Raw genomic sequence first — 25,580 nt, 5'->3', positions numbered from 1 at the left:
AAATGTTTCCCTGGTACTGATACCCATTGCCTGCGGATGTTTGGTCGAGCCAAGTATGGGCCGGTATCCATCATTATAAAGCTGAATATACTCTTTGCCCCAGGAGATATACATAGGGAATGGGGTAGACAACATAATACCAGTTGCAATTTTTAACTCAGTTGGCCAGCTTTCCACAGCTTCAATAGGCGTTTGTGACCAATCAATTGATCGGATCAATTCACCCATTTCACCGCCACCCTTTAAGAATTTGTAATCAGATATAGTTTGTCTATTCATTTCGGGTTCTTCTTTTGAATAAGTAGATTAAATTTAAAGATATATATTAATCTTCAATAAGTTTAACGGTTTTTGCAACACTATGCACCCTATTAACTTAACAACAAAAATTAAAAGACAGGGTGGCCATAACAAAAGCGATTGATAACCTTAAAGAAGAGGAGATCGTTGAGGTAAGTGGTGAAAAAGAAAAATTCATCAGATTCAGGTTAGATCGGGCTGAACTTTGGAACGAAATGATCAAACGTAAGTTGTTTGTCAACCCGGTATTACGCACAGTTTATATTGATGAAAAACCCCAAAAAACATTTATGTTACTGGCCAATACATCTGCCTTACCTGAATATAGTGATATGAACCCAAGCAGACAACAGTTTTACGCCATTGATAAGGGTAGTTTTTATGATTTATTAGAAAATGGTAAACTGCGCGATCTGAATGACCAGGAAGGCCGGTTTGGCCTGGAGGTTTGGAAATACAATCCCTTAAAACTCGTTGGGGAATTACCTAACGATATGCCGGTAGTAGATCCGCTATCTTTGTATCTAAGCTTGCAGGAGAACACTGATGAGCGAATAGATATGGCATTGGGTCAAATCGTTAGCAAAGAGATATGATAAGGGGCTTAGTGGAGATTCCGGAGCCATTGACCACCTCGTTCCGAAATAGCAAACAGTTAATTCCGTGACACTTTGATCATATCAATTCATTGATTATTAATAGTGATTTTCTAAAGTAATTACACAAATCGGTGCTCTACATCCCACAGAATCGCCTGGTCAAGCCTTTCGGAATATATAAATAGCTATCTGGACGAAGTTAAATTGGTACCTATTCTTCAAAACATAAAAAATGGCCGGAATTTCTTCCGACCATGACTGGGAGCAATCCCCCTTATGTTTAAAATCCCCCGGCGGCGGGCTACGCCCGCCCGAAAATCGCCTCCTGTTTTCTTATGGTTTGATGATCTTTGATGAAAATAGGGGGCGGTTTTAGGATGCTATCATATCCCTGATCAAAAACTTTTGAAAGTCAAAGTTAATCACAAACGAATTTTTAAAATTAATTTGTGCGACAATCTACTAGGACCATACTCCTTTGCATACCCTTTAAAAGCTATCGTAAGAAGGGATGCTTTAAGGGCGGAAGATGAGTCAAGCTACTTGCGGAAAGTTTCCTGACACGTTGCTATTAAGAAATATCCCAACACCTAAACGTTACAAGGGTAGGCTAAAATAAAACGTTGAACCAAAATCGATTTCGCTTTCGGCCCAGATGCGGCCACCATGTCGCTTCACTAGTTCGGAACTTAAATAAAGGCCAATACCAAAACCGGCTATATGCTTGGTATTGCTAGTCTCTACACGGTAATAACGGTCAAATATCATTTTAAGATCAGCTTGTTTAAGTCCCATACCTTCATCTCTTACACTTACAATTATCTCCTGGCTGTTTTTAGTGCAATGCACCCAGACCTGGCTTCCTTTAGGTGAGTATTTTATTGCGTTACTGATAAGGTTTGATATTACAGATAAGATTTTTTCTTTATCGGCAAAAACAATAATTTTAGGTGAATCACCATAATGTACAACATGAGCAGCCGTAGACAGAGCTGCTTCAGCAATTACCTCTATGATAAGTGCTGATATATCAAAATTTTGTTTTTCGATAAATATCTTCCCTAACTCAAAACGCGACATATTTAAAAAGCCATTGATCATGTTTGTCATCCGCTTTACCTGCATATTGGATTTGTCCATCGCTCCGGCTAAAAAACTATCATCGCTGTCTTTAAGCTTTAACTGGGCCACCTGTATTAAAGCATTTAGCGAAGTTAGTGGGGTTTTAAGTTCATGGCTAACCATATTAATAAAATCATTTTTGCGAATCTCTTCCTGCTTAATATCGCTGATATCCATAATGGCACCAGTAAAGACGGCGCGGCCGGTCATGGCATCTTTATCTAAATTGCCTACGGCACGTAGCCAACGGACTTTTTTATCATGAAACCCTTCAACAGTATAGGTTACATCATAATACCCGCCATTTGTAATTATGCTGTCCACAGCTGCAATTATCCGTTCTCTGTGTTCTTCTGTAATTTGGTTGAAACAAGCTTCGAGGGTTACATCTTCAGTGCTATGGAATCCGAAAAGTTCTTTCAACCGCGCTGAGGCGGTCATTATTTTGGATTCAATATCAATGTTCCAAGTACCAACGTTAGCAGCTTCTATAGCCAGGAGCACTTTGTCCGTTACATTATTAGCCAATTGGATGATATAATTGATATCTCCATTATCATCAAACACAGGCATATGGCTTGGGTCCCAATAGCGCTGAATAAATCTCCCGGGGTTATTAATATCAGGCACATCATAGCGTTGTATATGCATGTTATGCGGCTTTTTCGTTAATAGTACTTTTTGTAGGGAAGCGTTAATGTTTTGAACTCCGTCAGCATCTGGATAATCTGGATTGTCAGGAAAAGCTTCAAAAATATGTTTGCCTCTGATTGAGTCACGCTTGGTATGTGTAGCTTCTAAGTAAAGATTGCTGGCGGTAAGAATGTATAAGTCTGGCGATAATATCAAATAAATATTTGGCGCCGTTTCAAGCGCTTTAAGCGTTTCGGTACTAGGAGCAGTATAAGGCATCTACTAAACTAATGTTAATTCTTGCAATATAAAAAATAAAAAGGCATATATATAGAAAGAGTATAATGAGCCTCAATGTGTTTGCAACTGCTTTAATTTACTTGATAACCTCATAAGAGACTATTGTTGATGTGATTGGTGCTAGCCAATCAGTATATCGTATAACAAATTAATAAATTACATTTACTTCTTCATTACAGTTTCTATTAAAAACCTGAACAGCATATAAGATGGAATTATCAAGCACAGATAGTAAGGAGCAATTTCTTTCCGGCGGTGGTGAAATGGGCAAGCTTATTCGAACTATGGATTGGTCGAAAACGGCGTTGGGCCCTATAGAAGTGTGGCCACAAAGTTTAAGAACGTCGGTCAGCCTTTGCCTATCTTCAACATTCCCTATTCTGATAGCTTGGGGAACTGAGACAATACAAATATACAATGACAGCTACCGGCCAATCTGTGGTGCGAAGCATCCGGAATCTATGGGTATGAATTTCCGCATATGCTGGGAAACCGCTCTCGCCGTAGTTGGCGATGCGTTTACCCGCGGACAAAAAGGCGAAGGTACCTATATTAATGATCAGCGAATGTTTCTCGACCGCTACGGATATTTGGAGGAAGCGTGGATGACATTCTCGTTCGCGCCGATACGAGATGAATCAGGCGGCGTTGGCGGCATTTTTCACCCGATCACGGAAACAACAGTAAAGATGTTGAGCGCAAGACGAACTCAGGAACTACGAGACCTGGGCGAAGCAATTGGCAAAGTGAAGTCCTTGACGGAAATAGGACGCGTTACCACTGAACTTTATGAGGACTATGTACTGGATATCCCGTTTCTACTCATATATGAAATCAATCATCAGAACGGCAAAGCCAGGTTGATCAGCAATTCGGGTTTGCCAGCAGGGACGGGAATGGCTCCGCTAGTGATAGATCTCCATGCGCATCAAGATCGAGCGTTCTGGCCGGTAACTTCAATGATCAGTTCAGACGAAATTCAAGAGGTCGCAGACCTAAGAAATTTGTTTGGGACGTTCAACTGTGAGCCTTATGACATTAGTCCATCCACGGCGATGCTTATACCGCTGCGCTTAAGCGGACAGGAAGAACTATTTGGTTTTATTATAGCCGGCGTGAGTGCATGCCGCGCATTAGATACGGACTACCGGAACTTCTACAACCTTTTAGGTAATACCTTCAATACAGCTATTTCAAATGTTTATGCCTATGAGCAGGAACAAAAACGTGCAGAAGCTTTAGCCGCAATTGACCGCTCAAAGACGGCATTTTTCGGTAACGTAAGTCATGAGTTCAGAACTCCGTTGACGCTGATGCTTGGGCCGTTAGAAGATTTGTTAGCTAAAGCAGACTTAGATGTGGTTAGCCGTTCATCTGTTGAAGTAACTCACCGCAATGCTTTACGGCTGTTAAAACTCGTGAATAACTTGTTGGATTACAGTCGGGTTGAAGCTGGCCGGGTACAGGCTACCTATCAGCGGATAGATATGTGCGAGCTAACCACCGACCTGACCAGCAGTTTCCGTTCGATCATTGAAAAAGCAGGAATGAAATTAATGGTTGATTGCCAGCCTACAAAAGACGATTTTTTTGTTGACCAGCAAATGTGGGAAAAAATCGTTCTGAACCTATTGTCTAACGCCTTTAAATACACACTTGAAGGTACGATCAGCGTTTCCCTAGCACAAGAAGGACGCGGCGTTATCCTTAAGGTCTCTGATACAGGTGTAGGGATTCCCGAAAAAGAAATACCACATATGTTTGAGCGTTTCCACCGTGTTGAAAACTCGGCTGGAAGAACACATGAAGGTACAGGGATCGGACTTTCCTTGGTGCATGAGCTGGTACATTTACATGGAGGAGAGATCACTGTTGAAAGTGTGGAAGGTGCCGGAAGTACGTTTATTATACATATACCAGTAGGTAAATATCACTTGCCTCAAGAAAATGTAATTGATACTAAAAGAGATATTGATTCAACTGCTTTAAAGAGTGCTTTTATACAGGAAGCCTATAGTTTGCTACAGGATGAAGGTAAACAAATTGCATATGGAGAGATCCTTACCCAAACTGGCGATGTTTCTGGTCATAAAGACTTCTCAGAAGATAAAGAAACCAATGTTTTAATAGTAGATGATAACGGAGATATGCGCGCCTATCTGAAACGCTTACTGGAACCATATTTCACCATTACCACTGCTGTAAATGGTTCCGAAGCATTGGATGTCATAAAAAAATCAAAGCAACATCTGGTGTTGAGCGATGTAATGATGCCGGTAATGGATGGTAAAACTATGATCAAAATATTGCGTGATGATCCGGCGACCAGAAGAATACCTATTATCTTTCTTTCTGCGCGTGCCGGTAACGAAGCCCGGATTGATGGTTTAGAGGTCGGAGCAGATGATTATTTGATTAAACCTTTTTCATCTGCAGAGTTACTTACTAAAATTAGAGCACAGATTAATATCACTAAGGTGCGGGAAGAAGCAAATATAGAACTCCAAAAAGCCAATGACACACTCAAACTAGCTATGGAGGCTTCAGGTATGGGTTTATGGCGAACCGAATGGGGCACAGACGAATTACTTGTCTCAGATCGAGCACGGCATATTCATGCTATACCCTTAGGTATAAAGTTATCTTTTGATGAAACCCTTGAAGTTGTGGTACCTGAGCATAGGGAACGCCTCCAACAGGCTATTTTAAATGCAGTAGCAATTAAAGGAGGATTTCGTCAAGATTACCAGATTCAACCATTGGATGGAAGTAAGCTAAAATGGCTGAGTTCAACTGGTAAAGTAGAACTGGATGAAAAAGGGGAAGTAAAATCGGTTATTGGAACTATTCTGGATATTACTGAGAGTAAGGAAGATGAGATTAGAAAAAACGATTTTATAGGCATGGTAAGTCATGAATTGAAAACACCCTTGACTTCGCTGAATGGGTATACGCAATTATTGCAAATGAATGCCCGTAAAAAGGAGGATAATTTTGCTTTAGAAAAACTGGAAAAGATGACCAACCAGTTCAGGAAGATGACGGCGCTAATCAATGGTTTTCTTAACCTTTCAAGATTAGAGTCAGGTAAAATACAGCTGCATAAAAATACGTTTGAGATCAACACCTTGATAGAGGAAATGATCGAGGAAACGGAACTTCATATGACCGCGCATCGAATATCATTTCATCCAGGTCCAACTACTATATTAACTGCCGACCGCGATAAAATAGGTTCAGTTCTGTCTAACCTACTTGGTAATGCGATCAAGTATTCACCTAATGGCACTCCGATAATCGTTTCATCTAATTTTTCGGAAAATACAATGACCGTATCCATAAAGGATCAAGGATTTGGTATTAAACAATCAGATCAAGCTAAACTGTTTGACCGGTATTATAGGGTAGCAAACCACCAAAATATATCAGGTTTTGGAATTGGGCTTTATCTTAGTGCCGAGATCATTGAAAGGCATGACGGCAAAATATGGGTAGAAAGCGAACTTGGAGAAGGTTCAGATTTTAAATTTTTACTACCAATAGCTTTATAAATAGCTCAATCTTCGGATAGCTTGAATATTCCGAAAGGCTTGACCAGGCGATTCTGTGGGATGTAGAGCACCGATTTGTGTAATCACTTTAGAAAATCACTATTAATAATCAATGAATTGATATGATCAAAGTGTCACGGAATTAACTGTTTGCTATTTCGCAACGAGGTGGTCATGGCTCCGGAATTTCCAGCCAAGTTAAAAATTTAGATGAGATCATGTTGGTTGTAGGTCCTACGAAAACGCAAATCACCACGATGGTTAACACCGCGGCTTATGCGTTAGCGGCTGCATTGGATAATACGACCCCGCGCTTTTTACGGATCGCCAGCTTCCAGCGCCGCTGAAATGGCCGCCGCACATCTCGAAGGAGAACAAGAACCTTATGCCAAATGACAGCAAAACCAATGCAAGCATATTCGGCGTCCATGATAAAGAGTTAGACAATGATCGCTACACCGTTGAGTGAACTAGCCTGGCTGAAATATGGGTTAAGTGGTATTCGCCTAAAGGTTAAGGGTGATTGGGATTATTTCTGCATCTATCACTGCAGTATTTTACTTCGTCCCAATTTTTCTCCCACTTTTTACGCCAGGTAAAGGGCCTGTTGCAAACTATGCAGATTTTAGCAGGTAAATTTTGCTTTTTAACATCCTTCATTGCGTTGTTTCGTTATCCAGTTGTGCTAAAAACATTTCGGCGTTAGTTAAATGATTTTGCTGCTTTTCGCAAGCCATTTTATCGTAAGTATTAATCAGCATTCCTAAACGCGGGTTCGTTAGAAAGAAGCTGCGATGCACGTGCATGAATCGCCAGAAAAGCCCGTCCCATATAGGTTGCCACTCGCCCTTTTCATAATCACTCATCTTCATAAGGTAATTACTGCCGCTGATATAGGGTTTGGTGACCATCAGGCCACCATCGGCAAACTGCGTCATGCCATACACATTGGGTACCATTACCCAATCGTATGCATCGATAAACATTTCCATGAACCAACGGTATACTTCATCGGGATCAAATTCACACAACTGCATAAAATTCCCCAATACCATCAGCCTTTCGATATGATGGCAATACCCGGTTTGTAAGATCTTTTTAATCGTTATATCAATCGGAGGAATCCCCGTTTCGCCTGTCCAAAAACTATGGGGTATCTTTCTTTTAAATTTCCAATAGTTTGTGGTGCGTTGTTTAACACCTTCGCGATTGTATACTAGGTGGATAAATTCCCGCCAGCCCATTACCTGGCGGATAAACCCCTCTAAAGAGTTCAGGGGGATATCATATTCCTGTGCTGCAGCTAATGCTGCTTCAATGATTTGGGCGGGCTGTAAGAGCCCTATATTGAGCATCGGTGTTAAAACCGAATGATGAAGTATGGCTTCCTTGGCCACGATGGCATCTTCATAAATACCGAATTTTTCAAAGCGGTTCTTTAAGAACTCATCCAGCCAGTTTGCAGCATCATCAAAGCTTACCACAAACAAACACGGCGTGTCTAAAACACCATAATTATAGGGGAAATACTTTTTTACATATTGCTTAGCTTCAACAATATATTTGTTCTCCTGCGGTAATTCGATAACTGGTGCTTTTTCTTTTTTAGGGAACTTTTGCCGGTTATCCGAATCAAATGTCCATTGGCCGCCTATCGGTTGCCCATTACTTTCCAGCAAAATGCCGCGCTGCTGCCGCTGCCATTTATAAAAGTCAGTTTGAAAGTAAGTCTTCTTTTTACTGAAATAATCCTCCGTACTTTGTGCTGTATTTAAAAAATTAGGGCTATCGTAAAGGTGCAGGGTGATGTCGTGTTTGGCGCTGGCATTTTGCACTCTTTTAAAAAGCCAGTCATCTGCAACAACAGCCATGTGTATATGACTTATCTTTTGGCTGGCGAGGCTTGCCACCAATTGCCGGCAATCATTTTCGTTTACGTTGGTGTCAATGTAATTAACGGTGTAGCCATTTTGCTGCAGCCAGTCTTTATAACATTTCATGCTTGCCCGGTGCAGTACTAGTTTTTGCAGGTGAAAGTGATACTGCCGGAAAAACAGCCATTCTTCCACCAAGTAAATCACTCGGCTTTTTTGTAATGCCGGATGGTTTTTAAATAACTGGTGTGGGAAAATGATAGTAGCTGAATTGATCATGTAAGCCAAAGCTGTTGAAAAATGTTATCCGGATCGTACATCGCGGCCTGTTTGGCGATATTGAAATAACGGTTAGGGCTGGGGTGGTTTCCTATGCCTGCAAGGTAAGCCCAATTACCCCAGTTACTGCAAACATCGTAGTCAACTAATTGCTGTTCAAAATAAGCTGCGCCGTAGCGCCAGTCCAGCTTTAGATCATTACAAAAATAGCTGGCCACGTTTTGCCTGCCCCTGTTGCTCATAAAGCCGGTAAGTTTTAGTTCAATCATATTGGCATCTATAAATGGCTCGCCGGTTTGGCCGTTGATCCATTGGATTAGCGCCGCATTAAATTTTGAGGGATTAGCCGCTTTAGGTTGTTGGCTAACTGACCTTAAAAAATAACGTATCCCGTTTTTTTCTATGCAGAACCCAAAATAGTCCCGCCACAGCAATTCAAAAATGAGCCAGTAGGTAGATTCGTTGGCTCCGTATATCGTTTCAAATTTTCTTACTTCTTCGTAGATTTCTCTTGCAGAAATACAGCCTAATGCCAGCCAGGCAGAAAATTTGGAAGAATACCGTTCACCTACCATACCATTGCGTGTTTCTTTGTATGTTGATATGGCCTGCGTTTCACAAAAATAATACTGCAAGCGCTCGTGTGCTGCCTTCGCGCCACCTTTAAACTGTATCGCAGTCCGCGGGTCAACCGTTATTTCTGTGGTAAATAACTTATTTAAGGATGTTAAATTTAATGGAGCGATTTTAGGAGATACGATATTAGATGGTTTAGGCAACACCGGCCTGATGGCAACTACCTTTTCTGTCCTTTTTCTAAACTCTGTAAATGTATCCGGCAATTGCCCAACAGGAAATGGGAGTTCAGACGAATGAAAAAGGTTTCGACACTCAAAAGTTGAAAAAGTGCAATTTAACTTCAAGAGTTCATCTGCTACTTTTTTTTCTGTGATCAATTCCTCCGGAGCGACTTCCTTCTCTGCATAAATTTTTTGAGCGCCGTATTCATTTGCGATCCTGAAAATCTCTTTTTCTGGAATTCCATTTGATAAGACCAAACCTGAACCTAAGCTCTGCAAATCTTCATCCAATTGCTGCAAACTTTTTTTTAAGAATTTTAATCTGATAACCCCGGTTTTCTTAAACCCGAATTTAGTGTTACCCAAAAGCTCATCGTCCAAACAATAAAATGGCACCACTTCATCATTTTCTGCCATGGCTTTCACTAAACATTCGTTATCACGTAAACGTAGATTTGTTTTGAACCAAACTAAGGCAATTTTTTTCGCAGGCATGAGGACTATTAATTTCGTTTACTGATCTTATTGGCGCTGATTTGTCTTTGCCTGTCACATTTAAACCTGCCCGACAAACTTCCATGTTTAGTTTTTCGCCCTTGCACACGCTTGCGCCACATTTTGAAACTTGACGGCTTAATTTCTTTGCGCATCAATTCAATGACCTGTTGTTCACCAATTCCAAATTGAATCTTAATAACATCAAAGGGTGTTCGGTCTTCCCAAGCCATCTCTATGATGCGGTCCGTAACTACAAGATCAAATATTGGAGTATTCATATATAATATTTTAGTATGCAATGATAAAGATAATGTTATGAGGATTTTCTACGGTTAACCATATTTGTGCAATATAATACTAAATATTAAAAAGTAAAACAATATTGTACTATAATTGTCTATTAAATATATTACTTGGACAAAATTAACACAGCAGTAATCGGCACCGGCTTCGCAGGTTTAAGTGCAGCGGCCTACCTGGCACAGGCCGGGTATAGCGTGACTGCCTATGAAAAAAACAATACAGTTGGCGGCCGGGCGCGCCAGCTTTCAGCGAATGGTTATGTATTTGACATGGGGCCAAGCTGGTACTGGATGCCGGAAGTATTCGAAAAGTTCTTTCAAGACTTTGGTTATCAACCTGCTGACTTTTACGAGTTGGAACAATTGAATCCCGGCTTTACCATAGTTTTCGGACAGGATGATACACTAAGCATTCCGGCAGACTTCGAACAGCTATGCGTGTTATTTGAATCTATCGAAATTGGTAGTGCTGAAAAACTCCGCTTTTTTTTAAAAGAAGCTGCTTATAAATACCATACCGGGATGGACAAGTTGGTTTATAAACCGGGCTTGTCCCTTTGGGAATTTGCGGATTGGGACTTATTTAAAGGTGTATTTAAACTACAGGTTTTTACTGCTTTCAGTAAGCATGTGCGGAAGTTCTTTAAAAACCCCAAGTTGATTGCATTGATGGAATTTCCAGTTCTTTTTCTGGGCGCGATGCCCCAGGAAACGCCTGCATTATACAGCCTGATGAATTACGCTGGACTAAAGCTCGGCACCTGGTATCCTAAAGGCGGCTTTGGTAAAGTGATCGAGGGCATGCAAAAAGTGTGCGAAGCTCAGGGAGTTGTTTTTCATACCGATTCGCCGGTAAACCATTTTCAGGTTGTGGACGGACAGATCGATCATATCAGCACAAAATACGGTGATGGCCACTACGACGGGGTTATTGCATCAGCAGATTATCACCATGTAGAAGAACAATTGCTTGATCCTGCTTTTAGAAATTACGATGCAAATTACTGGAGTAAACGGGTAATGGCTCCATCAAGCTTAATCTTTTATTTGGGAGTGAAACGGAGAATTGAAAAATTAAAACATCATACTTTGTTCTTCGATGCTGATCTGAAACTTCATGCAGTAGAAATTTATAAGGACCCGAAATGGCCTACCAAGCCGCTATTTTATGTTTGCTGCCCATCCAAGTCAGATGAAAGTGTAGCACCCCAAGGTCATGAAAATCTATTTATACTAATGCCATTGGCGCCCGGTATTGAAGATACTGATGCCCTTCGTGAAGAATACTTCAGTCAGATCATGGAACGCCTGGAAGACTATACTCGTGTACCAATCCGAACCGCGCTCGACTATAAGAAAAGTTACTGTGTCAAGGATTTCAAAGCAGATTACAATTCCTTCAAAGGAAACGCTTATGGCTTGGCGAATACGCTGATGCAAACCGCTCACCTCAAACCTTCAATCAAAAATAAAAAAGTTAAGAATCTCTTCTATGCCGGGCAGCTTACTGTTCCGGGGCCGGGAGTGCCTCCTTCGATTATTTCCGGTAAGGTTTCCGCTCAATTGCTTATTCAATACCTCAACCATAAATGAAAGAACGATTCGATACCTTATCTGCTACATGCAGCAGGGAAACAACCAGGCTTTACAGTACCAGTTTCTCCCTTGGGATATTCTTTTTCAATAAGGAAGTCCGGCATCCTATACACGCGATCTATGGCTTTGTCAGGCTAGCCGATGAGATCGTGGATAGTTTTCATGATTATCCGAAATCGCTCATGCTGGCTGAATTGAAGGTAGACACCTTTACAGCTATTGAACGCGGGATCAGTATTAACCCGGTGATCAATTCATTTCAACACGTAGTTAATCAGTTCGGCATTAAGCACCACTTAATCACTCAATTCTTAAACAGCATGGAAATGGATTTGGGTGAGCAGGCTTACACATCTGAAAAATATGAAGAATACATTATGGGTTCTGCACAGGTTGTGGGGCTTATGTGTTTGCATGTGTTCACCAATGGTAACGAGGAAGAGTTTGAACAGTTAAGAATACCGGCCATGAAATTAGGGTCGGCTTTTCAAAAAGTGAATTTCCTCCGGGATGTTAACGCTGATTATCAGGAATTGAACAGGACGTATTTTCCCGATGTTAACCTGTCAGCATTTTCTGACATAAACAAGCGGGCGATCGAGGAAGATATTCTGAAAGAGCTAAACGAGGCTTTAAATGGTATCAGGCAACTGCCGCGTTCCTGTCGCAAAGGAGTTTACCTGGCTTACGTTTATTACAAACAACTATTCCGAAAGATCGCCAAAGTGCCTGCCGAAAAGGTGATGTCTGAACGGATAAGGGTATCTAACGCCCATAAATTTTATTTGATGTTTGATTCCCTGATCAGGTACAAATTGAATGTGTTATGAAAGTTCTGTTGTGGCTTTACTTACTACCGCTTAGTGCGCTCTCGGTACAGACTTTTGACCTGCATCAAATAAGGGCGTTATATCATCATGCCCCGGAAGTTAAGCGGGATGCTTCGCAACTCAATCAATTGATGCTTCAGGTGGATAGCGGTAGGGCTGCTCCATTACTGATTTGTTATAAGGGTGCTAATGAAATGATACAGGCAAAATACACCTTAAACCCTATGATTAAGCTTGAAAAATTCAATAGAGGAAAAGTGCTGATCAAAAAAGCCATCGCGCATGACACGCTCAACCTTGAAATGCGTTTCATCCGCTTTTCGATCCAAAGCAATTTACCTGCGTTTTTGGGATATCATGATGAATTGGACACAGATAAACAATTTCTGCTGGACAAAACCAGATATAGTAAAGACCTCGAATTAAAAGAAATGATCCTTAACTATTTATCGGCGCTCCCGGTTATAAAACAGGATGAACTTAAAAAGCTAAAAAATTGAAAGAAAGTGTAATGATCGTCAATACCAATGGCCAGGCTATGGGGACAATGGATAAAATGGCCGCCCACAAATCAGGAACGCTACACCGCGCTTTCTCTGTATTTATATTTAACAGCAAGGGACAATTGTTACTGCAACAACGTGCTTTTGATAAGTACCATTCCGGTGGGCTCTGGACAAACACCTGTTGCAGCCATCCCCGTTTAGGTGAAATGACACCTGATGCGGCGCATCGCCGCTTAAAGGAAGAAATGGGAATGGATTGTGACCTGATAGAGTTGTTTCAATTTAGCTACCGCCATGAGTTTGAAAACGGTCTGATCGAAAATGAATATGATCATGTATTTATGGGTATAAGCGATGACCTGCCGCTGCCAAATACTGCGGAAGTAGCAGGTTTCAGGTATATGGATACTGACCTGTTGCGATTTGAATTGTTCGAACAGCCGGATCAATATACCGCCTGGTTTAAAATATGTCTTGAACAGTTATTGGAAATCTATTATCAAATTGTTTAAAATGAATCTTATTAATGTTGGTATCATATTGGCCGCTTTTACAGGTATGGAAGGTATAGTCTGATTAACACATAAATATATCATGCACGGTATTTTCTGGCCATTACACCGCGATCATCATTTAAAGGAGCATTATGGTTTTTTAGAACGTAATGATCTTTTCTTTCTGATATTTGCCCTTCCAGGCATTGCCTGCCTCACCGCGGGAACATTTTATCATTTACCGGTATGGACTTGCATTGGTACAGGCATTACCCTTTATGGTGTGTGTTACTTTTTTGTGCATGATCTCTTTATTCACCAGCGGTTAAAAGTGCTCCGTAATTCAGAGAATCGATACTTAAAAGCCATTAGGCGGGCACATAAAATGCACCATAAGCATACGGGAAAATATGATGGTGAAAGCTTTGGGATGCTTTGGGTTTCCTGGAAATACTTCCGCAACACTTCGAAAAACAAACCGGCATGAAATTCACCTATTTCCTGATCGACTTTTTTTCGGTATTGGTACCGATTATTTTCTCGTTTCATCCAAGCCTGAAATTTCAAAAACGCTGGCCCGCGCTTTTTCCAGCCATAATATTGACCGGCGGTGCTTTTATAGCCTGGGATATGTATTTCACCCATTTAAAAATATGGGGTTTTAATGCGGAGTACTTAACAGGCATTGATATTGGCAATTTACCCATCGAAGAGGTGCTTTTCTTTTTTTGTATCCCTTACTCTTGCGTATTTACTTATGCCTGTTTAAACCTGATTATCAAAAAGACGCTATCGAAACGGAGTCAATTGGTCATTAGTACGCTTTTAGTAGCCTTTGCAGTTTTTATGGCTATACGCTTTCATAGTTTAAGTTACACCAGCTATACCTTTGCAGTGCTGGCTATATTACTGTGTGTAGCGCAATTTGTATTAAAAGTAAACTGGCTTTCGCGTTTCTACATCGCCTACCTGTTGCTTTTGCTTCCTTTTTTACTCGTCAATGGTTTGTTGACAGGTACAGGTCTATCGAATCCGGTCGTCTGGTATAATTCAGCTCAAATTGTCAACCTGCGTATTTTAACCATACCTGTTGAGGATATATTCTATGGGATGGATCTGATATTATTGAATGTCATGATCTATACCGGCCTGAGTGCAAACCTATACGAGCGGCGAAAAAGCTGCTTAAAGGCTGGTAATCGGTCTCATCATTTAACTTATACTAATACAATTTCATGATAAATAACGATTCAGTAAATGACTTAACTCTGGAACAGGTGGTGACTGATCTGGAGCACGAACATTATAATTCTTCCTTTGATACACCACTTCGTCCGGATGCCTTTGAACTGGATGACGATACCAAAATGGAACTGATCGCAAAACATTTTACCGGCATCATGCAGGTGCTGGGTATGGATCTGGAAGATGATAGTTTAAAGGACACGCCCAGGCGGGTAGCCAAAATGTATGTGAAGGAAATATTCAGCGGACTGAACCCGGCGAATAAACCCAAACCTACCTTATTTAAAAATCCTTTCCAATACAAGCAGATGCTGGTAGAAAGGAACATTGCGGTGTTTAGCAATTGCGAGCATCACTTTGTGCCTATCGTCGGTAAGGCTCATGTAGCGTATATCAGTAACGGTAAGGTGATCGGCCTGTCAAAGTTAAACAGGATCGTTCAGTATTGCTCCCAACGTCCACAAGTGCAGGAAAGATTGACGATGCAGATCGCCAATATGCTGAAAGAGGCATTGGGAACGGAGGATGTGGCTGTGATCATAGATGCGCATCACCACTGTGTATCCAGCCGCGGCATCAGGGATGCAGGCAGCACCACGCTAACCGCCGAATACAGCGGGCAGTTTTTAATGACAGAAACAAAGAATGAATTTTTAAAATATATCGGGTAATGAATTTTAAAGAAAAAAATATCCTGGTGGTCGGTGGCAGTTCCGGCATCGGATTAACGTTGGTTAAACTGCTTCACGAGCAAAATGCCAATATCTATGTAGTTTCAAGATCAGCATCTGAAGAATGGCCGGAGGGGGTTCAATTTCTTAAGGCCGATGTGACAGGGAATCTCGATGCTGTAGAAATGTTCCTGCCGCAGAAATTGCATGGGCTGGTTTATTCGGTAGGTAGCATTAACCTCAAACCCTTTACCAGGTTAACAGCAGAAGATTTTTTAAATGATTTTCAGCTGAATGTTTTAGGAGCAGCCTGTATGATCCAGCAAAGTATCAAGTCCATTAAAAATGCCGCAGGGTCCTCTATTGTGTTGATCAGCACAGTTGCCGCAAGAATCGGGCTGCCTTATCACGCCAGTATTGCCGCGGCAAAAGGCGCGGTGGAGGGAATGGCGCTTTCTCTGGCAGCAGAACTCGCCACCCAGCAAATTCGGGTAAATGTGGTAGCACCTTCCTTAACAGATACGCCATTGGCTCAAAGCTTGCTTAGCACACCCGAAAAACGGGAAGCGTCAGCCAAACGGCATCCATTAGGAAAAATAGGACAGCCCGAAGATATCAGCCAACTGATCGCTTTTTTATTATCAGAAGAAAGCAGCTGGATGACGGGACAGGTAATCGGGATAGATGGCGGTTTAGGGAAATTAAAAACAAGTTGATATGGTAAATATTAAAAGTGAAGAAATCTATCATCTGGAAAAACATTACCGGATAAACTTGATCAATAGTTTGATCGGTTATCGTTCGTTGAATCTGTTGGGTACAGCCAGCAATAGTGGTATTACAAATTTGTGTATGATTAGTTCCACATTTCACCTGGGGGCAAACCCGCCGCTGATCGGTTTCGTGATCAGGCCGGAGCGCGAGCATAACGATACCCTGCGCAATATTAAAGCAACAGGTCAGTACACCCTGAATAACGTACTGCCAGAATGGTATATGCAGGCGCACCAGACCAGCGCCAGTTATCCTTCCGGTGTTTCTGAATTTGATAGCTGCGGTTTTCATAAACACTATGTTAAGGACTTCAAAGCACCTTTTGTAAAGGAATCTAATGTTCGGATTGGCCTGGAACTTCAGGAAGTCATCGATATGGAAATTAACGACACAAGCATCGTTATCGGTGAGATCGTTCATATCTTAACAGAAGATTATTTAATAGCTACAGATGGTACAATAAAACACAGTGCAGCTAAGACCCTGACAGTTGCAGGATTAGATACCTATTATCTTCCATATCCGGTAGGGGAACTGGCTTATGCCAAGCCGGGTGTTGAACCTCATTTGCAGGAAGATCATGCTAAGGCTTAAGTGTAGGTTATGAAAAAAAATGCAGAGGTGATTATCATTGGTGCGGGTTTAGCTGGTTTAACTGCAGCCAAAATATTAAAGGCAGCAGACAAATCGGTATTGGTTTTGGAGGCCTCCGACGGAGTGGGTGGCAGGGTGCGGACAGATGAAGTAGATGGCTACCTGCTCGACCGGGGTTTCCAGGTTTTCTTAACGTCTTATCCTGAAGCCAAACGCCTTTTAGATTACGAGGCGCTTGAACTTTGCAAATTTGACCCCGGCGCGTTGATCTTGAACAGGGATGGCATTACCAATATAGGTGACCCCATTAGGAAACCAAGTTCACTGGTAAGCACTTTGCTGTCATCCGCAGCGACATTTTCGGATAAGTTGCGAATGCTTCGGTTAAAGCTAAAGCTGTCCAGAAAGAGTATCGAGGCTATATTTTCGGAGCAGGAAATCACGACCACAGCGTATCTGAAGAACGAAGGTTTTAGCGGAACGATCATGAACCAGTTCTTCCGGCCCTTTATGACCGGCATTTTCCTCGAAGACCAGCTAACAACATCAAGCCGGATGTTCGAGTTTGTATTTAAAATGTTCGGCGAGGGCGATGCAGCAATCCCAGCGAAAGGAATGGGCATGATCCCTAAACAGTTGGCTGAATGCCTTTCTCCACATGAACTCTTGTTTCACCAAAATGTATCAGCGGTAGAAGGTGGTACTGTAACGACGACGAGCGGGGCCAACTATAAAGCGAATTTTGTTTTGACCGCAACCGATCCTTCCCGTTCTCCTTTTCGTTATGGCAATTCTATAATTGCACATCATTCCGTTAGCAATATGTATTTTACTTCGGAGAAAAAGCCGTTTGAAATGCCGCTCATCGCTCTAAATACTTTACCCGGAAAACTCGTGAATAACATTGCAGTGATGAATCGCATCTCACCCGGTTATTCTAAAAATGGTGATGCTTTAATTTCATTGTCGCTTATTGGTGATTATTCCAACGCGAACCAAACAGAACTTCAGGAAAGTGTCATTACTGACCTGAAATTCTGGTACCCTGAAGCTGTCAACTGGAAGCATTTAAAAACTTATCATATTGATTATGCACTACCAAATGATGACCAGGTGAGCAATGAGCCAGATTACACCGCCCTGCGGTCAAATGCCCAATGTTTTGTCTGTGGTGATTATTTGATGAATGGCTCGATTAATGCAGCTATGAAAAGCGGCAGGCTTGCAGCAGAAGCAATTATAAATACTATGCGTTAATGAATAAACACTTGATCTATAATGATAAACTTTTAAACCTTAAACGGCTATCAGGGGATCCGCAGGCGGATGAATTTATACGGCAAGTTTTTGCGGATGCAGAAAAGAAAAAGCAATTACAGCAATGGATGAGCGGTAAGTCCGGTGACGAACATTTGAATTTACTTAAAGCTGCTTTTCCTGGTTTTGCCTTCATCGATAAGGCTGCGGATTTGCCATCGTGGGCACAGCCACGGTTAATGAAAGCAGGCGCTGCGTTTTATGCCCGGCATTCCGAGATCATTATGAGTTTACTGGGCTTACTATCACTGCCTTATTGCTATACCGCAGCTAATGGCGCAATGGTATTGTATTTATCGGAACTGATACGCATGCAAACCACCAAAAGGCTATATGATACTGCTGTTTTTGTTTGGGAGGTCATGGGGCCGGGTGCTTTTAGCAATGACGGAAACGCCTATGAAAAGATCTTAAAAGTGCGCATCATGCACGCAGCGGTTCGTTACTATACGCTTCAAAGTGGCAAATGGGATGGTGCCTGGGGATTGCCGATTAACCAGGAGGATATGGCCGGAACCAATCTTTCATTTTCCCTTATTGTAATCCGAGGGCTGCGAATGCTTGGTTATAACGTCAGTCAGGAAGATCAGGGAGCGTTTATGCATATCTGGGCAGTAGTCGGTTATTTGTCAGGATTGGATGAAGACCTGATCCCTGAAAATTCAAAAATGGCGCAGCAATTGGATTGCATGATTAAACAGCGGCAATTTTGTGTTTCCCGGCATGGGCAGGAACTCACTCAGTCATTAACAGATCATATCCTATCAGTTAATAAAAGTAAAGCTACTGCCAATGACATCTTGGGCTTAATGCGTTACCTGCTCGGCAAAGAAATATCGAATATGCTGGCAATTGATGCCCCCGAACTACCTGCTTACAAACTTACGCTGATCAGAACGCTGAATCTGCTGAAAAGCTTAAAACCGCAAGGTGACAGTAAGCAAAATTACCGGACGGCTTATGCTGCATTTAAAACGCAGAACCCGGAACTCATTAAAAGAAACTAAGTTTGAACAATTAACCGATACTTAATAATTTTACAATAACATGAAATCATACCAACTCATTCATCAATTAATAAACCTCGTAGCGGAACTGGAACAAGAAAAACAAGGACAGGAAGTTTATATCCAGGATTTTACAGGTTTTCTGTTGAATAAAGTTGGTGACACCACCGGGGATAGTCATAATAGCGAAGTGAGGTTTGGAGACAGCGATAGTGCCGCGTTGAATATTGCCTATCAGTTGGACAATAACATCGGGAGGCTGTTTGTTTTCATGAGCCGTTATGCAAAATCTTATATTAAAAAAGCATTGGAGGGAACGCCATTGCAAACTGCCGAGGATTTTACCGCATTGGCAATTTTGCTTACGCATAACCACTTATCAAAAACTGAACTGATCAGTTATAATCTACAGGAAAAAACATCAGGTACAGAAGTGATCAGGCGGTTGATCGCCTCAGGGCTTGTGAGGCAATGGGATGATGTAAAGGATAAAAGAAGCAAGCACATCGCGATTACTGATGTGGGTAAAGAATTGTTGTATAAGGTATTCGTACATACCAACTACGTGGGTAAAATCATTACCGGTAGATTGACCATTGCCGAAAAGTTCACTCTGCAATATCTTTTACAGAAATTGGAAACCTTTCATCTGGAACATTATGAAAAGAAAACCATCTTGAACAAAGAAGACCTTAAAAATTTAGCAGCGGAAATTACATCGGCACAATGAGTGAAACCCTAATTCTAAATTTAGTTGATACTGACCGAATGATTGAGATGGCCTGGGAAGACCGCACTTCATTTGATGCCATCAAATTGCAATTCGGATTTACCGAACAACAGGTCATCTGGCTAATGCGCAGAGAAATGAATTCGTCCAGTTTTAAATTATGGCGCGAACGTGTGCAGGGACGGAAAGCCAAGCATGAGAAATTGAGAGAGCCGACATTTTTTAGATTCAAGTGCACGCGGCAAAAGCGAATAAGTGGCAATAGGATTAGTAAAAAGCATTAACACTAAAGGCCGTTTGATTCTTATAAAGAATACAATATTTAATTTATATATAGTGATTGTGAGAAACTTATCTTTAAATTGCATAACCAATTATAATATTCCGATGTTTTCTGCAAAGCCATACACCATTACAAACAGGCATAAATAAGTCCTGATCTTTTTGCCTTATCAGTGTTTTATGAACCTGTTAAGGAGCTTAATTTTTTGCTGATTCTCATTGCATTTTTCCAGATATATTAAAGCCTGGTGCATTTTCTATCTTTTACATTGGTACAAAGCCAATGGCTTTATCCACATTATAACCAACTTAAAAAGAACAAATGAATAAATTTTCAAAAATCGAATTTGCGATACTGACTATGATCATCGTCATCATATTCATTTCCGAGTATTACTACATTATTCTAAAAGACCATGACCGCGCCATCTTTATCGGGCTTTGGCCGCCTACCATGGTAGGATTACTGATCTATTTTAACCTTAAAAAGAAAAACTAACATGGAAAATTTAGATCTAATCATTCTTACGGTCATCGTAACCGTATTGTATGTTGGTTTCGCTTGGGGATTATTCGCCGCTCAAAAGAAACAACAGCATTTAAAAGACAAATAGACTGCTATAATTAAATATTCATATTTAAATAAATTTAATATGTACACACTTTCCATTTATGCCCAGATCATCGTAGCGGCATCTGTCGCTTATGTCTGGATCTTCCGTTATGATAATATTGTTAAAGAATTCAAACATTATGGTATTCCAGACCTTTTACGAAATTTGGTTGGAGCTGCTAAGATAGCACTATCAACACTGTTGATAGTTGGTATATGGTATCCCGCTTTAGTATTAGTATCGGCGCTTTTGATGGCAGGGCTGATGTTATGTGCCCAGGCTGCCCATGTTAAAGTTAAGAATCCATGGCAGAAGTTTGTACCCTCTGCACTTTTATTGATCCTGTCTTTGTTTGTAGCTGGTGTTCATTCCGGATTAATTTAATTTTAATGCTTCTAAATATATTAATTGTTATTTCTGCCGTTGCCTTTCTTTTTTATGGATTCTCCTTCTTTCTTAATTCCGGTATGAAAGAAGAGTTTGAACGTTATGGCCTGGATAAATTCAGGAAACTTATTGGCTACCTGCAACTGCTTGGCGGTACAGGGCTGCTGTTGGGATTGGTTTGGCAGCCAATCCTGGCAATTGCTTCCGGCGGTCTTTCCTTACTGATGATGATAGGTTTTGGCGTGCGTTTAAAAATGAAGGATGGTTTTTGGGAATCAATGCCATCCTTCGTTTTTATGCTCCTGAATTTATATATATGTATTCAAGCGATAAGTAATAGGTAAACTCGACAAAAAAGCAATTAAAGAAAATGGCAAAAATAAAAATACAATTAGCACAATAAAGATATCCGGATATTCTTCCCGTTGCGTATCCAATTTATGCTATTAAAAGCCCTAAAAGCCGTATATCTTCTACAAAATGTTGGATATTTGTATCATTAGGAGTACAAAACCTCGCAAGTACCGATGTACTTGCGAGGTTTTTTCATTTAAAATTATATTTTGCCGGAATTCTTTCATCAATTATAGCCAGGTATGACCAGTGATTTGAAATAAACCTATAAGTTTGTGTAGTGAAATTAATATGCTTAATATTATCTTTATACGTTATCGTAATTTCAACAAAGCCCTGTTGTTTGAACAAGAGCGGAGTTTATGAAGTTATTGCAATTAGAGAAAGCAGTAAAGAAATACGATTTTTCGAACCGTGCTGTACATGACGGATTTGCTTATGCTCCAATTTTCAAATTTGCATTTATCCTTTTCGTGATGGATATAGTCCCGAACCTCAAAAGTTTGTACGTTGATTTGTCCAATGGCTATCTGAAAACTCTCTGTTTTCATAACTCTAATTTACTCAATAACAATCTACCAATACAAGTGTGAAAATTTATTTGTCGGCAACGCTATGGAATACTAAAAATATTAGCATAATTTTATAGCCCTTTAACTGTCGAACTCATGAACACGAACCGTCAAATCATACACATGGATCAGGATGCCTTTTTCGTGTCCGTAGAAGTACGTAAAAACCCGTCGTTAACGGGGAAACCCGTTATCATTGGCAGTCTGTCTGATCGTGGTGTTGTAGCCTCTTGTAGTTATGAAGCCCGGAAATTCGGTATTCATTCTGCCATGCCTGCTCGTATGGCAAGGATGCTCTGCCCACACGGTATTTGGATCAGGGGAAATATGGATGAATATACAACTGCCTCGCATGAGATCACAGAAATATTAAAACAGGAGGTGCCCCTTATTGAAAAAGCCAGCATCGACGAGCATTATATTGATATGACGGGAATGGATAAGCATTATGGCACTTTGAAATGTGCCAAAGAATTACGGCTAAAAGTTATCAAATAAACTGGATTACCCATTTCTTTTGGGTTATCTGTAAACAAAACCGTTTCTAAAATGGCGACCAATGAATGTAAACCTAATGGTGAACTATCTATAGAATATATGGGGGTACAACCCTTTTTAAATCCGCTATCGATCCGCAAAATTCCCGGACTTGGGGAAAAGACTTTTATAAAATTAAGTGATATGGGCATCAAACGGATACACGAGTTGGCACAAGTGCATCCGGAATATATGACCAGTATTTTAGGTAAGAATGGGATTTGGTTATTACAGAAAGCAAAGGGAATTGATGATTCCCCGGTTATTCCTTACCAGGAGCAAAAGACGATCAGCAGCCAAATGACTTTTAAACAGGATAGTATTGACTTGGTTGCCATTAACTATTTACTCACCTCAATGGTGATGGATTTAGCGTTTGAACTTCGTCAAAAGAAAAAACAAACCGCTTGTATAACTGTCACAGTCCGTTATTCGACGCGCGAAGATGTCACCAAACAAGCCAGCATACCCTATACTGCATTAGATGGTACATTGATCAAAAAGACCAAAGAACTTTTTAAGCAAGCTTATCAAAAGCGAATTTTGATCCGGTTGGTTGGTGTTAGACTATCTAACCTGGTGAACGGATTTGAGCAAATTGATCTATATACGGCATCCGAGGAACAATACAGTCTTTGCCAGGCGATGGATAAGATACGCCGCCGTTTCGGCCCTCATTCCATTAAGCTGGCCTCCGGCATGGATTTAAACTTGTAATGTCATGTACGTTAATGTCCATTCTCATTATAGCCTGCGCTATGGTACAATGTCTATCCCTAAATTAGTGGATGAGGCAATGGCGCGCGGTATAACGCAAATGGCGTTAACTGATATTAATAATTCCACCGGCATTATGGAATTTATGCGGGAGTGTGACGAAAAAGGATTAAAGCCTATTGGCGGATTGGAATTTAGGAGGGAAAAAAAACTTCTTTATATTGGTATTGCTCAGAATAGAGAAGGAATGAAAGAATTGAATGATTTCCTCACCGAGCATAACCTGGAAAAAAAACCATTGCCAAATGCCTGCCCCGATTTCAAATATGCTTTTGTGGTTTACCCTTATGGATACCAGGGCGAATTAAAGACTAATGAATACTTAGGTATTCGGTTCGACCAGTTGAGCCAACTATTTAATAAAGACATCGCAGCTATAAAAGACAAGTTTTTGGCTTTACAGCCGGTGTTTATATCAGATCGGATCGAATATCGTTTACATGAATATTTGCGTGGCATTGACCTGAATGCGGTATTGACGATGGTTAAGCCGGAAGATAAATGTATGCCGACTGATATGTTTTTAGCCCCCGGTCAATTAGAGGCGAAATTTTCCCGTTACGCCTTTATTTTGGATAACACCCGCAACCTAATGAACCGTTGCATAATGGACTACCCCAAAGGCCGTATCAATCTCAATCGTAAAACATTTACCGGCAATAAAAAAAACGACAAGGAGTTGCTTGAAAAATTGGCACTAAGTGGCATGGAATACCGCTATGGTAAAACCAACAAAGAGGCCTTAAAAAAAGTAAAGCACGAGTTGAAAGTTATTTATGAACTCGACTTTTGCGCCTATTTTCTGATTACCTGGGATATTATCCGTTATTCTTCCTCTCAGGGCTATTATCATGTAGGACGCGGTTCTGGTGCAAATAGCATTGTAGCTTATTGCTTAAAAATAACAGACGTTGACCCCATTGAACTCAACTTATATTTTGAACGGTTTTTAAACGCACAGCGCACTTCTCCACCGGATTTTGATATTGACTATTCCTGGGACGAACGCGAAGATGTGCAGGACTATATTTTCAAAAGGTACGGTAGTCAGCATACAGCCCTTTTGGGTACAATGTCAACGTTTAAAGATCGAAGTATCATCCGGGAAATCGGCAAGGTAATGGGTTTACCCAAATCAGAAATTGATGGTTTTACTGACCAGACACGGGCCGCTATCAATCGGAATAATGATACATTTAAAAAAATCACGGCTATTTATGAGCGCATGGCCAATATGCCTAACCAGCGTTCCATTCATGCGGGTGGTGTACTTATATCGGAAGACCCGATCACCTACTACACAGCTCTTGATTTGCCCCCTAAAGGCATGGCTACGGTGCAATGGGATATGTATGAGGCCGAAAAGATAGGTTTTGACAAGTATGATATTTTAAGCCAACGCGGTATTGGGCATATAAAGATGGCGGTTAAATTGGTGGAAGAAAACCAACAACGCAAAATTGATATTCACCATGTCAAATCATTTATGAAAGACCCGGTAGTGAACGCACAATTAAAAACCGGAAATACCATTGGCTGTTTTTATATCGAATCGCCAGCTATGCGGCAATTGATCCGGAAACTGGATTGTGATAATTATTTGATATTGGTTGCGGCCAGCTCCATTATCCGGCCCGGTGTTGCAAGTTCAGGTATGATGGGTGCATATATTAAATACCATCATGCTCCTGACACTGTTAACTATCTCCACCCCATAATGGAGGAACAACTGAAAGAAACCTATGGCGTAATGGTGTATCAGGAAGATGTGATTAAAATTTGCATTCATTTCGCCGGTATGGACGGTACTGATGCTGATATATTGCGTAGGGGTATGAGTGGCAAATACCGCTCAAAAAAAGAATTTGACCGATTGGTAGAACGATTTTTTGAAGAAGCAAAAAAGTTGGGTAGACCGGATGATGTTGTAGCAGAAGTATGGCGGCAGGTATCTTCATTTGCAGGTTACAGTTTTTCTAAAGCACATTCTGCCAGTTTCGCAGTCGAAAGCTACCAAAGCCTATTTTTAAAGACC

Annotated in this window: 27 protein-coding genes; 21 read left to right on the top strand and 6 right to left on the bottom strand. The window is 40.9% G+C overall.

Annotation, left to right across the window (positions count from 1 at the left end):
- A partial coding sequence (locus NAF19_RS29860; RefSeq protein ID WP_252794070.1) for a hypothetical protein occupies positions 1 to 279 on the bottom strand: 279 nt, incomplete at its 3' end.
- 122 nt (positions 280 to 401) lie between these two features.
- Here NAF19_RS29860 and NAF19_RS29855 point away from each other — a divergent pair.
- A complete protein-coding gene (locus NAF19_RS29855; protein ID WP_252794069.1) occupies positions 402 to 896 on the top strand; it encodes a hypothetical protein in 495 nt (164 codons plus the stop codon).
- A 600-nt stretch (positions 897 to 1,496) separates the two neighbouring features.
- Here NAF19_RS29855 and NAF19_RS29850 read toward each other — a convergent pair.
- Positions 1,497 to 2,933, bottom strand: a complete 1,437-nt coding sequence (locus tag NAF19_RS29850) for an ATP-binding protein (protein WP_252794067.1) — start codon at positions 2,931 to 2,933, stop codon at positions 1,497 to 1,499.
- A 230-nt stretch (positions 2,934 to 3,163) separates the two neighbouring features.
- Here NAF19_RS29850 and NAF19_RS29845 point away from each other — a divergent pair, with 230 nt between their 5' ends.
- Positions 3,164 to 6,505 carry an ATP-binding protein gene (locus tag NAF19_RS29845; protein ID WP_252794066.1) on the top strand — a complete coding sequence of 1,114 codons (3,342 nt, stop codon included), beginning with the start codon at positions 3,164 to 3,166 and terminating at the stop codon, positions 6,503 to 6,505.
- A gap of 513 nt (positions 6,506 to 7,018) precedes the next feature.
- Here NAF19_RS29845 and NAF19_RS29840 read toward each other — a convergent pair.
- Genes NAF19_RS29840 through NAF19_RS29825 form a run of 4 tightly spaced genes read right to left on the bottom strand, consistent with a single transcriptional unit; the run spans position 7,019 to position 10,234 of the window.
- Positions 7,019 to 7,165 (bottom strand): DUF2256 domain-containing protein, encoded by a 147-nt coding sequence (locus NAF19_RS29840; RefSeq protein WP_252794065.1) that lies wholly within the window; start codon positions 7,163 to 7,165, stop codon positions 7,019 to 7,021.
- Complete coding sequence (locus NAF19_RS29835; RefSeq protein ID WP_252794063.1) at positions 7,162 to 8,658, bottom strand: cryptochrome/photolyase family protein; 1,497 nt, start codon at positions 8,656 to 8,658, stop codon at positions 7,162 to 7,164. The genes NAF19_RS29840 and NAF19_RS29835 overlap by 4 nt, the downstream gene beginning before the upstream one ends.
- On the bottom strand, positions 8,655 to 9,953 hold the full coding sequence (locus NAF19_RS29830; protein WP_252794062.1) for a DASH family cryptochrome: 1,299 nt from the start codon (positions 9,951 to 9,953) through the stop codon (positions 8,655 to 8,657). The genes NAF19_RS29835 and NAF19_RS29830 overlap by 4 nt, the downstream gene beginning before the upstream one ends.
- Positions 9,954 to 9,961: 8 nt before the next feature.
- Positions 9,962 to 10,234 carry a TIGR03643 family protein gene (locus tag NAF19_RS29825; RefSeq protein WP_252794061.1) on the bottom strand — a complete coding sequence of 91 codons (273 nt, stop codon included), beginning with the start codon at positions 10,232 to 10,234 and terminating at the stop codon, positions 9,962 to 9,964.
- Between the two features lie 135 nt (positions 10,235 to 10,369).
- Between NAF19_RS29825 and crtID the strand changes: the two genes are divergently transcribed.
- The 19 genes from crtID to NAF19_RS29730 form a co-directional block, all read left to right on the top strand.
- Positions 10,370 to 11,851: a bifunctional phytoene desaturase/3,4-desaturase gene (gene crtID, locus NAF19_RS29820; RefSeq protein ID WP_256484587.1), complete on the top strand. Its 1,482-nt coding sequence runs from the start codon at positions 10,370 to 10,372 to the stop codon at positions 11,849 to 11,851.
- Entirely contained in the window at positions 11,848 to 12,684 is an 837-nt protein-coding gene (locus NAF19_RS29815) for a phytoene/squalene synthase family protein (RefSeq protein ID WP_252794060.1), read from the top strand. Before crtID ends, NAF19_RS29815 begins: the two co-directional genes overlap by 4 nt.
- The gene (locus NAF19_RS29810; protein WP_252794059.1) at positions 12,681 to 13,184 is read left to right on the top strand and encodes a hypothetical protein; all 504 of its coding nucleotides are present in this window, start codon (positions 12,681 to 12,683) and stop codon (positions 13,182 to 13,184) included. The genes NAF19_RS29815 and NAF19_RS29810 overlap by 4 nt, the downstream gene beginning before the upstream one ends.
- Positions 13,181 to 13,702, top strand: a complete 522-nt coding sequence (idi, locus tag NAF19_RS29805) for an isopentenyl-diphosphate Delta-isomerase (RefSeq protein ID WP_252794058.1) — start codon at positions 13,181 to 13,183, stop codon at positions 13,700 to 13,702. Before NAF19_RS29810 ends, idi begins: the two co-directional genes overlap by 4 nt.
- A gap of 79 nt (positions 13,703 to 13,781) precedes the next feature.
- On the top strand, positions 13,782 to 14,171 hold the full coding sequence (locus NAF19_RS29800; protein WP_370362933.1) for a sterol desaturase family protein: 390 nt from the start codon (positions 13,782 to 13,784) through the stop codon (positions 14,169 to 14,171).
- Positions 14,168 to 14,923, top strand: coding sequence for a lycopene cyclase domain-containing protein (locus tag NAF19_RS29795; RefSeq protein WP_252794056.1), 756 nt, complete (start codon positions 14,168 to 14,170; stop codon positions 14,921 to 14,923). The genes NAF19_RS29800 and NAF19_RS29795 overlap by 4 nt, the downstream gene beginning before the upstream one ends.
- Positions 14,920 to 15,600, top strand: coding sequence for a GTP cyclohydrolase I FolE (gene folE, locus NAF19_RS29790; RefSeq protein WP_252794055.1), 681 nt, complete (start codon positions 14,920 to 14,922; stop codon positions 15,598 to 15,600). The genes NAF19_RS29795 and folE overlap by 4 nt, the downstream gene beginning before the upstream one ends.
- Positions 15,600 to 16,316 (top strand): SDR family NAD(P)-dependent oxidoreductase, encoded by a 717-nt coding sequence (locus NAF19_RS29785; protein ID WP_252794054.1) that lies wholly within the window; start codon positions 15,600 to 15,602, stop codon positions 16,314 to 16,316. The genes folE and NAF19_RS29785 overlap by 1 nt, the downstream gene beginning before the upstream one ends.
- 1 nt (position 16,317) lies before the next feature.
- The gene (locus NAF19_RS29780; protein WP_252794052.1) at positions 16,318 to 16,968 is read left to right on the top strand and encodes a flavin reductase family protein; all 651 of its coding nucleotides are present in this window, start codon (positions 16,318 to 16,320) and stop codon (positions 16,966 to 16,968) included.
- Positions 16,969 to 16,977: 9 nt separating this feature from the next.
- Complete coding sequence (locus NAF19_RS29775; protein ID WP_252794051.1) at positions 16,978 to 18,225, top strand: NAD(P)/FAD-dependent oxidoreductase; 1,248 nt, start codon at positions 16,978 to 16,980, stop codon at positions 18,223 to 18,225.
- Complete coding sequence (locus NAF19_RS29770) at positions 18,225 to 19,292, top strand: oxygenase MpaB family protein (protein ID WP_252794050.1); 1,068 nt, start codon at positions 18,225 to 18,227, stop codon at positions 19,290 to 19,292. The genes NAF19_RS29775 and NAF19_RS29770 overlap by 1 nt, the downstream gene beginning before the upstream one ends.
- Before the next feature lie 40 nt (positions 19,293 to 19,332).
- Positions 19,333 to 20,022 carry a MarR family winged helix-turn-helix transcriptional regulator gene (locus NAF19_RS29765; protein ID WP_252794049.1) on the top strand — a complete coding sequence of 230 codons (690 nt, stop codon included), beginning with the start codon at positions 19,333 to 19,335 and terminating at the stop codon, positions 20,020 to 20,022.
- Complete coding sequence (locus NAF19_RS29760) at positions 20,019 to 20,306, top strand: TIGR03643 family protein (protein ID WP_252794047.1); 288 nt, start codon at positions 20,019 to 20,021, stop codon at positions 20,304 to 20,306. Before NAF19_RS29765 ends, NAF19_RS29760 begins: the two co-directional genes overlap by 4 nt.
- A gap of 320 nt (positions 20,307 to 20,626) precedes the next feature.
- Positions 20,627 to 20,803, top strand: a complete 177-nt coding sequence (locus NAF19_RS29755) for a hypothetical protein (protein WP_252794046.1) — start codon at positions 20,627 to 20,629, stop codon at positions 20,801 to 20,803.
- A gap of 154 nt (positions 20,804 to 20,957) precedes the next feature.
- Positions 20,958 to 21,302 carry a DoxX family protein gene (locus NAF19_RS29750; RefSeq protein ID WP_252794045.1) on the top strand — a complete coding sequence of 115 codons (345 nt, stop codon included), beginning with the start codon at positions 20,958 to 20,960 and terminating at the stop codon, positions 21,300 to 21,302.
- Positions 21,224 to 21,649: a DoxX family protein gene (locus NAF19_RS29745; RefSeq protein WP_370362932.1), complete on the top strand. Its 426-nt coding sequence runs from the start codon at positions 21,224 to 21,226 to the stop codon at positions 21,647 to 21,649. Before NAF19_RS29750 ends, NAF19_RS29745 begins: the two co-directional genes overlap by 79 nt.
- Positions 21,650 to 22,354: 705 nt before the next feature.
- Positions 22,355 to 22,729, top strand: coding sequence for a Y-family DNA polymerase (locus tag NAF19_RS29740; RefSeq protein ID WP_252794043.1), 375 nt, complete (start codon positions 22,355 to 22,357; stop codon positions 22,727 to 22,729).
- A 51-nt stretch (positions 22,730 to 22,780) separates the two neighbouring features.
- Positions 22,781 to 23,485, top strand: coding sequence for a DinB/UmuC family translesion DNA polymerase (locus NAF19_RS29735; RefSeq protein ID WP_252794042.1), 705 nt, complete (start codon positions 22,781 to 22,783; stop codon positions 23,483 to 23,485).
- A 4-nt stretch (positions 23,486 to 23,489) separates the two neighbouring features.
- A partial coding sequence (locus NAF19_RS29730; RefSeq protein ID WP_252794041.1) for a PHP domain-containing protein occupies positions 23,490 to 25,580 on the top strand: 2,091 nt, incomplete at its 3' end.

Origin of the sequence: Mucilaginibacter flavidus (assembly GCF_024055575.1) — a bacterium.
Classification (GTDB): domain Bacteria; phylum Bacteroidota; class Bacteroidia; order Sphingobacteriales; family Sphingobacteriaceae; genus Mucilaginibacter; species Mucilaginibacter flavidus.
This window is presented reverse-complemented; position numbering and strand designations above follow the sequence as displayed.

Excerpts from the sequence above, each read along its gene's own strand:
- NAF19_RS29850 (WP_252794067.1), bottom strand. The coding sequence starts at position 2,933 with ATGCCTTATACTGCTCCTAGTACCGAAACGCTTAAAGCGCTTGAAACG.
- NAF19_RS29845 (WP_252794066.1), top strand. The coding sequence starts at position 3,164 with ATGGAATTATCAAGCACAGATAGTAAGGAGCAATTTCTTTCCGGCGGT.
- NAF19_RS29840 (WP_252794065.1), bottom strand. The coding sequence starts at position 7,165 with ATGAAGGATGTTAAAAAGCAAAATTTACCTGCTAAAATCTGCATAGTT.
- NAF19_RS29835 (WP_252794063.1), bottom strand. The coding sequence starts at position 8,658 with ATGATCAATTCAGCTACTATCATTTTCCCACACCAGTTATTTAAAAAC.
- NAF19_RS29830 (WP_252794062.1), bottom strand. The coding sequence starts at position 9,953 with ATGCCTGCGAAAAAAATTGCCTTAGTTTGGTTCAAAACAAATCTACGT.
- NAF19_RS29825 (WP_252794061.1), bottom strand. The coding sequence starts at position 10,234 with ATGAATACTCCAATATTTGATCTTGTAGTTACGGACCGCATCATAGAG.
- NAF19_RS29815 (WP_252794060.1), top strand. The coding sequence starts at position 11,848 with ATGAAAGAACGATTCGATACCTTATCTGCTACATGCAGCAGGGAAACA.
- NAF19_RS29810 (WP_252794059.1), top strand. The coding sequence starts at position 12,681 with ATGAAAGTTCTGTTGTGGCTTTACTTACTACCGCTTAGTGCGCTCTCG.
- NAF19_RS29795 (WP_252794056.1), top strand. The coding sequence starts at position 14,168 with ATGAAATTCACCTATTTCCTGATCGACTTTTTTTCGGTATTGGTACCG.
- folE (WP_252794055.1), top strand. The coding sequence starts at position 14,920 with ATGATAAATAACGATTCAGTAAATGACTTAACTCTGGAACAGGTGGTG.
- NAF19_RS29785 (WP_252794054.1), top strand. The coding sequence starts at position 15,600 with ATGAATTTTAAAGAAAAAAATATCCTGGTGGTCGGTGGCAGTTCCGGC.
- NAF19_RS29780 (WP_252794052.1), top strand. The coding sequence starts at position 16,318 with ATGGTAAATATTAAAAGTGAAGAAATCTATCATCTGGAAAAACATTAC.
- NAF19_RS29775 (WP_252794051.1), top strand. The coding sequence starts at position 16,978 with ATGAAAAAAAATGCAGAGGTGATTATCATTGGTGCGGGTTTAGCTGGT.
- NAF19_RS29770 (WP_252794050.1), top strand. The coding sequence starts at position 18,225 with ATGAATAAACACTTGATCTATAATGATAAACTTTTAAACCTTAAACGG.
- NAF19_RS29765 (WP_252794049.1), top strand. The coding sequence starts at position 19,333 with ATGAAATCATACCAACTCATTCATCAATTAATAAACCTCGTAGCGGAA.
- NAF19_RS29760 (WP_252794047.1), top strand. The coding sequence starts at position 20,019 with ATGAGTGAAACCCTAATTCTAAATTTAGTTGATACTGACCGAATGATT.
- NAF19_RS29755 (WP_252794046.1), top strand. The coding sequence starts at position 20,627 with ATGAATAAATTTTCAAAAATCGAATTTGCGATACTGACTATGATCATC.
- NAF19_RS29750 (WP_252794045.1), top strand. The coding sequence starts at position 20,958 with ATGTACACACTTTCCATTTATGCCCAGATCATCGTAGCGGCATCTGTC.
- NAF19_RS29745 (WP_370362932.1), top strand. The coding sequence starts at position 21,224 with ATGGCAGAAGTTTGTACCCTCTGCACTTTTATTGATCCTGTCTTTGTT.
- NAF19_RS29740 (WP_252794043.1), top strand. The coding sequence starts at position 22,355 with ATGGATCAGGATGCCTTTTTCGTGTCCGTAGAAGTACGTAAAAACCCG.
- NAF19_RS29735 (WP_252794042.1), top strand. The coding sequence starts at position 22,781 with ATGGCGACCAATGAATGTAAACCTAATGGTGAACTATCTATAGAATAT.